This is a genomic window from Nostoc sp. PA-18-2419, assembly GCF_005869855.1.
Lineage (GTDB): Bacteria > Cyanobacteriota > Cyanobacteriia > Cyanobacteriales > Nostocaceae > Nostoc.
In genome coordinates this window covers 61,964-74,505 of the sequence record NZ_SZNH01000025.1, presented here as the reverse complement: position 1 = coordinate 74,505, position 12,542 = coordinate 61,964, and the positions used below count along the sequence as shown (strand labels likewise).

Sequence of the window (12,542 nt, the reverse complement as noted above, 5' to 3'; positions counted from 1 at the left end):
TCCTTTGTTCTAGGAGTCTTTGAGGTAAAAATTGTTAGAAATACTTTCGTTTCAAAGGAGAAGGAGGAGCCGATAATATGACGATATTTGTCACATTACTAACGTAACGACCTCCAGCTTTGTCACCTGAAACTACTAAACGAGCAAATCCATCATCTGTTAAAGACACGACTGTACCATCACTAGCTTTTTTTTCAAATGCAATTAGTACTGTTTTACCTTCAAAGTTAGGTTGAATTTCACCAATAGCTACGACTGCGCCATAGCAATCTGTGGCATCAACTAGAACATATTGCCTGAGAAAAGAGTTTTTAGTATTTACTCCCGAATTTCCAGGTTTGAGACCACCTCCAGCTTTTGGATTATTAATCAATTCCCAGAGTGGAACTCCATAGTATGTTTCTGTTCGGGGACCTGAGCCGGTTTGAAAGGTCACAGTGACTTCAGTAACTACTGCTGGATTTTGGTTTTTTAAAACATCTCGTAAATTTCTCAAGTTTTGCAAGTTATAAGTGGTTGGATTATTCACTTCTCCACCCAAGCGAAAACTTTGTGAAGAACCTCCAGGACACTTATTTTGATTCCAGACAGATGATATTTTTTCTCCCCGTTCCCAGTTAATATCTGTTTTGGAATCAGCTAAAGTAGGCTGCCATAAAAATACTGTTGATAATATCAAAGAGGCAATGGGTATCTGGCGGGTAAAACGCATCAAACATTTCTCCGTTTACTATTGAATATTGGAAAAACTAGATAGTTTCGCTGAAAGCTGTTTGCTTCGCAAAATTAGTATCTTGCTCGTCAAAACTAAGCAAGTTGACAATAAATTTTGTGAACCAAAATAAAAATAATTCTCTGGTTCAACTTTCAACTCCTTACTACACAATACAAAATAGCTAGTTTTCAATAATAGTTATTAAAAACTAATGAATTCTTACGCCAAAGATAGCCGCAAACTTCTTACGAGATTTGCGTTTTTCAAAATGGATAAGTCTATCTGTCTAATGTATTGAAGATAATACCAACTTATTGAGTAGAATACCAAATAATATGGTAATTAAATGTTAACAAAATTAATTTTTATTTCTTTTGAAAATAGTCAAGCTTAATATTGTAAAGAAGCTTGCGATCGCCGTTTACCTTAGAAACTAGAAATGGCTAGCTATCAAGCTAATAAACTGTTTATAATTGAGACTCAGCCTCTACTTCCTTTCTAAGTATTGCCTAAGCGCTGTTCTATACAATTCGACTCCTGTATTTTTGCAACCGCAATCTTAAGTATCAAACTGAATTAAAAATGCACTACTGTGTCATCTTCATTTTGACTGCAATATCGCACGGTTTACCGAAGTACGGTGAACTTGTAACTAAGATATTTACACCAGTGCTTGCATAATCCTTTATATTTTCAGAGGTAATACCACCAGCTACCGCTAGTTTTAAATTCGGATACTGCTGCTTCAGCTTCAAAACTAGAGGCTCAAGGTCTGGGATCGGAATTTTATCAAACTGAATTAAATCTACACCTGCTTGAGCAACCATCCAAGCATCTGTTGGTGTATCTACTTCCACGCAAATAGGTTGTTCTGGAAATTGTCGTCTTAGTTCATTCATACGCTCAATTAGCCCTGCTATACCTCCCAAAAATATTAGGTGTTGGTTAAAAATTAGAACTGTTTCCGATAATCCTAAGCGATGAAAAAAGCCTCCACCAGCTAAAACTGCTTTGATAGAAAGCGCTCTAGTACCTGGAAAACATTTACGAGTAGTCACAATCGAAACAGATGGACTCACAGCTAAAGCACTATCTACTAATACTCTGGTGCGTGAAGCGATGCCAGAAGCATATTCGAGCAAATTTAAAGCAACTCTCCAACCACTATGTAAAGCGATCGCACTGCCGCTAGCTTGTAGAATTAATTGCTTTTGTTGACAGACTGTACCACTTTCTACTTGATAATGAACTTCAGCACCACAATATTTTAATACTCTGGCTGCTTCTTCAGTCGCGCAAATGGTCATTGGATGACGGGTAGAAAACTCAATTTCACCTAGTTGCTTGCCAATACCAAGTCCGTGGGTTGTCAAATCTAGGTAAGGAACATCTTCCTGAATTAACCTAGCGATCGCCTCATCTGAGAAGAAAACACTCATTATGGGTATTCAAGATTATTTTGAGAGTATTCTATAACTATTACCAAAATAGTTGGAAAAACAGTAGCGATCGCTACGATTTCCAGGCTTAATAATGTGATATTCATAACCTCGCAGTAGTATCTTGAGTACAAGTCTGCATCAAAGAGAAAAAGTTCAGCTCGAAAAGGACGTGATTGCTCCCGTTCGCCGTCATTTGTGTAGATAAATTATGGCGAACGCATTTCTATAATTTTTCTGGCGTTGCTGAATTCAGGTATGAATTTACCTCACGCACAGACGCAGCAGAAAGTCTGAGCAGAGGTTTCCTCCGATAAGGGACTTCCAAATAAAAAAATATCCCATCCCTACGGGACGCTACGCGAACGCTTTTAGGGCAGGGGGCAGGGGGAGAGAAAGTCGTTTTGATAGGGGTGAAATTGAATAATTTATTTCTTGGAAGTCCCTAAGAACTTTCCAAGACAGAGGCGCACAGAGCAAGAGTTTGAGATATTGAGTTTTAAAATTTCATACTTCAATTCAGTAACGCTATTTTTCTGATTTATTTTAGGCGTTCTACAAGGATTGCTAAAATAAATCGATAACTAATTGATGCCCTATCCATTCTATGACCATAGCTCAAGAATTAGATGCTCAAGAAGACATCTTGTGAAGATATTATTTTTCCCCTTGGTGACAGAATACATAACTTTAAATATCAACACAATATCAATTCTGTTGTCTAAAAAGCCTCCAATAACTTGGGTGTGAAAGTTATACTTGTAATGGCGGCTCGGTTATCACATTAAAATCTGACAGAATAAAATACTCATCACCTTACCTAGATGGGAAGTTAGTAATAGTGGACTTTACTCTATCAGAGTCATACAGAGCGATCGCTCCCAAAAATATTTTGGTTAAAAGGTTTCTTTTCTACATCTATAGCTAATGGGTAATCCACTATATGAAGTGATCGCCATACCCTATTTACTTATTTCTGATTTGTAGCAATTATAATGTATGATGTTTAAATCACAGTGGTTGCTTGTTTTCCCTTGTGCAGGTGGAGACTGTCAACTGATTCCTTAGTAATGATTGGAGTAATTTTTACTCCTGATGCAATTTCTAGCCTTCTTATCCGTATAGTGCCAGCAGCACTACTGGTCATTCAAAGCTTTTGCTTCGACCTATTTTTCAGTATTGGGGCTTTCTAGATAATACTTATTAATTTTTTAAATCTGCAATTAACATTTAATTCAACTTTTCAATTGAGATTTGCTGAAAATATTAACTTTAGTGGCAAAAGATGAAGTAAGATTCACATCTATAACAGTCCCCGTATATTCTCATAATTTAAAAGCAAAAATATTTCAGTGCAATGATTGATAAATATTCCATTAATATTGCAATATTGTGGTTATTACCACTGGATATATGTATATCCTTCAGTACCTTAGCTTCCATACCCTTAAAAGCTCAGGCTGTCGCTTCTACAAAACAACCAAATAATAATTTCATCTTGTCGCAACGAGCAGTCTCACCACCACAGGATATCCCACCACCACAGGATATTCAACCACCATCCCCACCTTCCCCACTTCCCTCACCAGAACCGCCACAGCAACTTCCTCCACCAGCAGAATTATTTCTACCCTCTACCCCAACTCCCACACCAGAGCAGCCAGTTCCTGACAAATTTCCCCAAACTATTGTTGTTCAAAGATTTGAAGTTATTGGTAGCACAGTTTTCAGTCCCAAACAGCTAGCCGAAGCTACTGCTGAATTTACTAAACGACCGATTTCTCTGAGTCAAGTGTATCAGGCACGCTCCAAAATTACTGACCTATATGTCAAAAATGGTTACATTACCTCTGGTGCTTATATCCCACCGCAAACAATCCAATCTGGTGTCATAAAAATTCAGGTAATTGAAGGTAAATTAGAAGACATTCAAATAACTGGTACTCGGCGGTTGAACTCCAATTATATCCGCAGTAGATTAGCAATAGCTACATCACCCCCTTTGAATCGGCAACGTCTGTTAGAGGCATTACAACTTTTGCAGCTTAATCCTTTGATTAAAAATCTCTCTGCTGAACTCTCAGCAGGGTCGCACACAGGTGTGAGTCTGTTAGAAGTCAAGATTAATGAGGCAAAAACCTTTAGTAGCCAAATAGTTTTAGATAATGGGCGATCGCCTAGTGTTGGTAGCTTCCGACGGCGATTACAATTGAATGAAGCTAACTTATTGGGATTGGGAGATAGTCTGGGTATAGCTTACACTAATACCGATGGTAGTAACTCCTTAGACGCTAGCTACATATTACCGCTCAATCCCCGCAACGGAACCCTTAGCTTTAACTATGGCATCACATCAAGCAATGTCATTGAACGTCCTTTTGACTTCCTAGATATTCATTCCGATTCTCGCTATTACGAATTGACATTCCGTCAACCAATAACTCAAACTCCTACACAAGAATTTGCCCTTGGGTTAACAGCCTCCCGACGGGAGAGTGATATTTCCTCTTTTTTACAGAGAGAAGGAGTACCCGCATCTGAAATTTCACCTGGAGCCGATGAACAGGGACGCACTAGGGTATCTGCGTTGCGATTTTTTCAAGAATGGACTTCTCGCAACAGCCGTGAAGTCATTGCCCTGCGGTCTCAATTTAACTTGGGTATTGATGCGTTGGATGCCACGATTAATGCAAATCCTCCTGATAGCCGTTTTTTTGCTTGGCAAGGACAAGCGCAGTGGGCACGCCTTTTAGCTCCCGAAACTTTACTGTTACTTCGCTTAAATACACAATTAGCATCCAGAACTCTTTTACCCATAGAGCAATTTGGATTAGGTGGACAAGATAGCATTCGGGGCTATCGTCAAGATTACCTTTTAACAGATAATGGCACTTTTGTTTCTGCTGAAGTTCAAATACCGATTCTGCATTTATCGAAGATAGATAGTACCTTGCAGGTTATCCCATTTGTTGATTTTGGTGTTGGTTGGAACAGTTCTGATAGAGATAATCCCGACCCTAATACTCTAGCTGGCGTTGGTTTGGGATTGCGTTGGTCACAAGGCTCACGTTTCACTGTTCGTCTTGACTGGGGAATTCCTTTAATATCTGTTGAATCAAGCGATCGAACATTACAAGAAAACGGTTTGTATTTTAGCTTAATCTATAATCCTTTTTAAATTAGTTACCAAATGAGGTAAAGGTTTTTGCCCAATTGTAGCTACTGTTGTGTAGTAGTACGCCCATACTGACGGATCATCTGCCACAGCGATGTATCGCTCTACATCGGCTTGCAAGCACACACCAGTTGCAATGTAGCGTTCTGCCAAATGCTGTGCCGACATTTTCATAATTTGGGAAATGCGTGACCTACCATTTGCAAAAGGCACATAGGTTTCAACCATGATTTTCTCACACCCAAGCTGCTGAAAAATTTGAGGTAAGCGGCTCCCAAAGCAAGGATCAATACCCATTGACTCATACATCGCCAAGATTGCTTTATTGACCCGATTAACTGACTCTTTGTCAGGGTGAGCGACTGCCTTGGATGTCTCGAAATCTGGCTCCTCAATAACTAGCCAACCCCCTGGCTTAAGAGATTGCCAAATGTTTTCAACAGCCTTTTTCCAATCACGGATGTGCAGTAATACGTAACGAGCATGGCATACGTCGAAGCACGAGGTATCTAGCTTTTTTTTTGCAATGTCTAGACACCGTACTTCAACGTTAGGTAGATTTGTGTTTTTGATAAAACGTGTGTCAATATCTACTGCTACTACTTTTCCTTGAACACTCACTTGATCCGCCATCCAACTCATTATCGACCCCATACCGACACCAACCTCAAGGGCTGACCATCCTGGAGCAATACCAATTTGAGAAAGCCTGCGACGCGAATCAGGGTCGAACTCATCCTGGATTGCAGATAGCCGGATATGTTCTGTATCATGCTGATTGTCCTGAAAAACATAGTTTTGCGACGACATAGCAGTATTTATTTGAGGTGTGATTTGTTTTATTTTATACTCATTTTTAGAACGCTGAGATGATGCTTACTGATGAAAGAATCTTAGTAGACCACAACTATGGGTTAGCCTGCGAAGTTTGTTTACCGTCCGGCTGATTTTGGTTAATTTTTGGGCTTTATTAATAACTTTAACTTATAATTTATTATCAGCAATCAGCTTTTACACTTTTCTCCAAAAACGGTATTACAGGCTACTAATTTCTGATGTTGGCAAAACTTTTCGGTCTACTGACTATGAGTTATTGCCCGAAACATCAGAGACTTTTATTTACCTTGCTATGATCCGGATCATGGTGAGGCGGTTAGTAGAAATTTTGACCCCTAAAAACTTTTCAAACATCCTCTAGATTAGTTGAAAATTTGACTTCCTGAAACTTTTTAAACAGCCTCTAAGACCGCAGTTATTGCTGAGATTTATTAACAGGAGTAAAAAGGAATTTATGATTTATGCATAGATTTGGAGAACTATCAATAATTAACCGGACTTGATATCAAAAGTTTAATTATATAGATATCTAAATATTTTTTTTGCTTTTTTATTTTTAACTTTTTAGACTTACTTAGCAATAGAAGCTCGTTACAAACTCTGTGGTTTTTTCGCGATTTAACATCAAATTAAAATAAAAATCCGCAAATATACTATATATAAAACTCTGTATTTGATTTAATTTTGGGTATCCTAAAAAAAGATGATATAGATTAAAGATCAGAGTTAATAAATTATGTATAAGTTGAGAAAACAGCTCGGAGTTCTACGAGAAAAATTGGTTAAACAATTGGATATCTTATCCTTAAAGGTAAATTTTAAAGAAAAAGATTGATTTGCATTCTCATACGAATTTTAGAATTGCACATAGTAAGAAATTTAGTTGAGTAAATTTACCAAAAAGCAAAACTTAATAGTATGAACTTAGTCAGCAGTATTTTTCCGACTAATATCATGTTTGGATGAATGCTTATAATTAGGGCTGACTCTCTGAGGCGGAGAATTTTGAATTATAAGTAATTAAGCGAACTTGATATAAGACCTAAAGATATGAGAATTTGAGGAACAGCTATGCTAGGAAATGAGCTAGAAAAAATACGCCATCTGTTGATTGTTCAAGATATGCAAGGGCGGCGAACTATTGCCCTGAGAGAGGCTACTTATTCTATAGGACGGCATTCGGCTAATACTATTGTCTTAGCTTCCCGATCAGTATCAATGCAGCATGCAATTTTATTACGAGTTACTCTTCCAGAAACTGACCAATATGGCTTCCAGATTATCGATGGAAACTACAAGGGCAAAGGAAGTACCAATGGCTTGTTCGTGAATGGCGATAGATGCTTCTCTCACAACCTTAAGCATGGAGATCTCATTGTATTTGGGAATAATCAAGCTCAAGCTCAATATTATGCTATTTCCAATCTTTCAGAACAAGCATTTTCTAAATCATGCGATGTTGAAGATTTATCTGATTTTCTGTCAGAGCAAACCAATCCTGTCAATCCTTTTCAAACCTTAGCTCTTGATACCACCTTTGAAGCAGCTAGTGAGGCTGCTCTTGCTCGCCTAGCATCCTTCCCAGAACTGATTCCCAATGCAATTATTGAAATGGATTTAGAGGGAACAGTAACTTATCTCAATCCAGCTGCAACTCTCAAGTTTCCCAAACTCAGAGAAATTGGGATGCAACACCCAATTTTAACTGGACTATTAGATGCAGTTAATAATCTAGAAAAAAATTCTTTTATGCGTGAGGTGGAAGTAGGTACAGAGGTTTTTGAACAATCGGTTCTCTATCTTCCTGAAAGTGATTTAATTAGAACTTTTATTGTTAGGGATGTTACAGAACAGAAACAAGCTACAGCCGAACTACATCAGCGCGATCGCTTGCTACAAGGAGTTGCAGAAGCTGCCAATTATTTGCTCAGCGAAATGAATTACGAAACTGGTATTGAGCGAGCTCTAGCTGTTTTGGGCGAAGCTGCTAAGGCTGATCGTGCCTATCTTTTTCAAAATCATCCCCATCCAACCACAGGAGAAATAGCAATGAGCCTGCGGTTTGAATGGACACGCTCTTTTATTCAACCTACTGGGCATCTTTGGCAAAATCAACCTTATGAAGCTTCTGGATTAAACCGTTGGTACAATGTTCTCTCTAATGGGCAGTCAATTAGCGGACTCACCCAAACATTTCTCGTCGCCGAACAACAATTCCTGATTCGAGATGGCATTCAATCCCTGCTTCTAGTACCTCTGCGGCTGGAAAACGAGTTTTGGGGTTATCTTGGCTTGGCAGACTGCACCTTTGAGCGTCATTGGTCAAGACACGAAGAATCTACCCTGTTGACGATGGCTGCCAGTATTATTGGCGCACGCCAGCGCCAGCAGGTAGAAGAAAAGATTCGCTATCAAGCCCTCCATGATCTGCTGACAGGATTACCTAACCGCCTACTATTTGACCAGATGCTATGCAAAACCCTGCCGAATGCAACTCGCAACGGGGAAAGTTTAGCTGTGATTTTCCTCGACTTGGATCGCTTCAAGGTAATCAATGACACTCTTGGGCACACGCTGGGAGATAAGTTATTACAAAATGTCGCTCAAAGATTAAAAGACTCACTTAGAAAAGGAGACACCGTAGCCCGTTGGGGAGGCGATGAATTCACTATTTTACTCCCGCGAGTGAATAATATCGAAGAAGTAACCCAAGTGGCGCAGAGAATTTTACAAACTTTAGAAGATGCCTTCCATCTCCAAGAGCATGAACTTTACATCAGTGCCAGTCTTGGGATTGCGCTGCTCGACCGCAACAGTCCTGACGCTGAAACACTAATCCAGCACGCAGATACAGCTTTGTATCACGCCAAAGATAAAGGGCGAAATAACTATCAATTCTACAGTGCTTCGCTGAACGCCAAGAATCCCGAACTCCTGACTTTAGAGAAAAGCTTGCGTTATGCTCTAGAACGTAAAGAATTTTCTCTATATTATCAACCACGAGTAAATATTAGTACACAAGAAATTACTGGAATGGAGGCTTTGTTGCGTTGGCAACACCCAGAGATGGGATTGGTTGCACCTAGTGTTTTCATTCCTCTGGCTGAACAAAGTGGATTAATTGTCCCCATTGGTGAATGGGTGCTGCGAACAGCCTGTAGCCAAAATAAAGCTTGGCAAGATGCAGGCTTACCACCCCTAACCATCGCTGTTAATCTTTCTCTTAAGCAATTTCGCCAACCACAATTAGTAGAGACTGTAGCCAAAATTTTAGAACAAACCGGGCTAGAAGCCCACTTTTTAGAGTTAGAAATTACCGAAACTACAGCTATTGAGGATTTAGACTTCACCCGAACTGTATTAGAAAATTTACAGCAAATGGGTGTTCATCTCTCCATTGATGACTTTGGTACTGGTCATTCTTCTCTCTCGCGCTTACAGCTTTTGCCACTCCACAATTTGAAAATCGATAAATCTTTCATCCAAGATTTGACCCACGATGTCAAAGTAGCTCATATTATCAAGGCCATAGTTAGCTTAGGGCGGAACTTGGGATTGAGGCTGACAGCCGAAGGGGTAGAAAACGAAGAGGAATTAGAGTTTTTGAAATCTATCAATTGTGAGGATGTACAAGGCTTTCTATTCTACCGACCACTATCTGCTCAAAAAGCAACAGAAGTCCTTGAAAGTAAACGACCAATGCTTTAGCTTTCAAAAATCAAACTTTTCGGACAATGTTTGATTTTCGTCAAAATTAAGTATTAATGTGTATAAAAATCTTTAATTATATATATTTATAAATATATATTACAGTTGGCACACATACTTGCCGATTTTTCTATTCACTCAGCCAATAGCTCAAAAAATAAGTAATAGTTGGAAAACTTATGCTTTTATGGATAATACTGTCTAGGTGCGTACAATAATACTAACAAAGTTTAGATGAGACTTAATTGTAAACCTTACTACGAAACAAGATTTGGTGCTGCTTATTTAGGAAATAGCTTAGAATTAATGGCGAATATTCCTGAAGCAAGTATTGACCTGATTTGTACGTCTCCACCATTTGCGCTAGTTCGTAAAAAAGAATACGGAAACGTTGATGCAGCTCAATATGTTGAATGGTTTAAAGATTATGCGGCACAATTTTATCGTATTCTGAAACCAACAGGCTCGCTGGTGATTGATATTGGTGGCAGCTGGATTAAAGGAATGCCAGTTCGCTCTCTTTATCATTTTGAATTGGTTATTACTCTATGCAAAGCAAAAGAAAAAGGTGGGCTCGGGTTTTATTTGGCACAGGAATTGTATTGGTATAATCCAGCTAAACTACCTACCCCCGCTGAATGGGTGACAGTTCGTAGGGAAAGAGTTAAAGATTCAGTGAATACAGTTTGGTGGCTATCAAAAGAACCGCATCCTAAAGCTAATAATAGAAGAGTTTTAAAGCCTTATAGTGATGCAATGAAAAAGCTGCTCGAAAATGGATATAAACCCAAAGTTAGACCATCAGGTCATGATATTTCAAATAAATTTGGTAACGATAGAGGAGGGGCTATTCCCCCGAACATTATTGATGGAAATTCTAATAGATACCAAGAAGAAATAGGACAACATACTATTGTAGAAGAAACTTCATCTGAAGATTTACTTCAACCCGTAAATGTAATTTCTGCCTCGAATACTGCTTCAAATGATTATTACCAAAGGCGTTGTAAAGAACAAGGTTTGAAGCCACATCCGGCAAGATTTCCTCAAGCTTTACCAGAATTTGTCATCAATCTTTGTACAGAACCAGGCGATATTGTTTTAGAACCCTTTGCTGGTTCTAATATGACAGGTCGAGTTGCAGAAACTTTACAAAGACAATGGTTAGCTTTTGAGATTGATGAAGACTACATCAGAAGTTCAAAACTAAGATTTGAAGAAAATTAGATTTTGAAACATTCTTGCATCGGGAGACTATTAGGTAGGTAGCAAACTTTAACCGAACCTGATATAAATTTTTGTAGGTTAATGCATTAAGTCAGACATCACTGCTGATTTATAGTTATCATGCCTTTGAGATAGTAAAACAGGAGGCAGTTCGCGTAGCGTGTCGAAGACAAGGCAGTTCTTGCTGTTCTTGCTGGATGTAAAACATGACTATTCCTAACATCCACGCTTTCAATATGTCCTAACCTTTAATTCGCTTGCGATATTGGCATAGTTTTTTCATTAAAGAGAAAATATTCATGAAATACAAACTCTTGGGCAAAAGTGGGTTAAGAGTCTCTGAACTCTGCTTAGGAACCATGACCTTTGGTGAAGATTGGGGTTGGGGGGCTTCCAAAGACGAAAGCGGTAAAGTCTTTGATGCTTTTGTGGAAGCAGGAGGCAATTTTATTGACACCGCCAATGGTTATACCGATGGTAGCAGTGAAAAAATTGTCGGTGAATTAATTGCCAAAGACCGGGAACGCTTTGTAGTTGCAACGAAATATTCCTTTCCCTTGCGGATGACTGACAAAAACGGTAACCCCAATGGTAGTGGAAATCATCGCAAGAATTTAATCCAGTCTTTAGAAGGTAGCCTGAAGCGGTTGAATACTGACTATATTGACTTATTCTGGTTGCACGCTTGGGATTTTACCACACCTATTGAGGAAGTATTGCGATCGCTTGATGATGTCGTTCGTCAAGGAAAAGTACTTTACATCGGTATTTCTGATACCCCTGCTTGGATTGTTTCTCAAGCAAATACCATCGCTCAATTCCAAGGATGGACACAGTTTGTTGCCCTGCAAATTGAGTATAGTTTGATTCAGCGGACACCAGAACGCGATTTAATCCCGATGGCTAAAGCCTTGGATTTAGCAGTAACACCGTGGTCACCCTTGGGTGGTGGTGTGCTGACAGGTAAGTATAATAAGTCTTCTCAAGAAGGGAGCCAAGGGCGACTTAAGACTTTAGGGGGAGAAATTTCTAAGAAAAATTTAGCGATCGCTGAAGTTGTCAGCCAAGTTGCAGCAGATATTGGACACACACCATCACAAGTAGCATTAGCTTGGTTACACGCTCAAAGTGGGGCGATTATTCCAATCGTTGGGGCACGTAAATTAACGCAATTTCAAGATAATTTAGCTTCTTTAGATCTCCGACTTTCACCAGAAAATTTGCAACGATTAGATGAAGTGAGTCAAATCGAACTGGGTTTCCCCCATGACTTTTTGCACAGTAATGTTATTCACGAACGTCTTTTCGGTGGTACATTCGATACCATAGAAAACCATCGTAGCTAACTTCTTAGTCATAAATCTTAACACATTCAGGCATTAATTCAATCTATCGTCAGAGAGTTTCGCACAGCCAAGCATTTTCTGTAAAGTTAGATATA

7 protein-coding genes are annotated in these 12,542 nt (G+C 39.0%); 4 read left to right on the top strand and 3 right to left on the bottom strand.

What is annotated here, in order from left to right:
* Positions 1 to 34 precede the first annotated feature (34 nt).
* Positions 35 to 712, bottom strand: coding sequence for a hypothetical protein (locus FCR06_RS22545; RefSeq protein ID WP_138503693.1), 678 nt, complete (start codon positions 710 to 712; stop codon positions 35 to 37).
* Positions 713 to 1,302: 590 nt separating this feature from the next.
* Complete coding sequence (gene modD, locus FCR06_RS22540; RefSeq protein ID WP_138503691.1) at positions 1,303 to 2,154, bottom strand: ModD protein; 852 nt, start codon at positions 2,152 to 2,154, stop codon at positions 1,303 to 1,305.
* A 1,357-nt stretch (positions 2,155 to 3,511) separates the two neighbouring features.
* On the opposite strand from modD, the gene FCR06_RS22535 reads away from it, so the two are divergent.
* Positions 3,512 to 5,332 (top strand): ShlB/FhaC/HecB family hemolysin secretion/activation protein, encoded by a 1,821-nt coding sequence (locus FCR06_RS22535; RefSeq protein WP_189523532.1) that lies wholly within the window; start codon positions 3,512 to 3,514, stop codon positions 5,330 to 5,332.
* Here FCR06_RS22535 and FCR06_RS22530 read toward each other — a convergent pair.
* Positions 5,312 to 6,139, bottom strand: a complete 828-nt coding sequence (locus tag FCR06_RS22530; protein ID WP_138503689.1) for a methyltransferase domain-containing protein — start codon at positions 6,137 to 6,139, stop codon at positions 5,312 to 5,314. The genes FCR06_RS22535 and FCR06_RS22530 overlap by 21 nt on opposite strands.
* 1,098 nt (positions 6,140 to 7,237) lie before the next feature.
* Here FCR06_RS22530 and FCR06_RS22520 point away from each other — a divergent pair.
* The 3 genes from FCR06_RS22520 (at position 7,238) to FCR06_RS22510 (ending at position 12,447) form a co-directional block, all read left to right on the top strand.
* The gene (locus FCR06_RS22520) at positions 7,238 to 9,874 is read left to right on the top strand and encodes an EAL domain-containing protein (RefSeq protein ID WP_138503685.1); all 2,637 of its coding nucleotides are present in this window, start codon (positions 7,238 to 7,240) and stop codon (positions 9,872 to 9,874) included.
* Between the two features lie 234 nt (positions 9,875 to 10,108).
* The gene (locus tag FCR06_RS22515; RefSeq protein ID WP_138503683.1) at positions 10,109 to 11,101 is read left to right on the top strand and encodes a DNA-methyltransferase; all 993 of its coding nucleotides are present in this window, start codon (positions 10,109 to 10,111) and stop codon (positions 11,099 to 11,101) included.
* Positions 11,102 to 11,400: 299 nt separating this feature from the next.
* Positions 11,401 to 12,447 (top strand): aldo/keto reductase, encoded by a 1,047-nt coding sequence (locus tag FCR06_RS22510; RefSeq protein WP_138503682.1) that lies wholly within the window; start codon positions 11,401 to 11,403, stop codon positions 12,445 to 12,447.
* Positions 12,448 to 12,542: the final 95 nt, after the last annotated feature.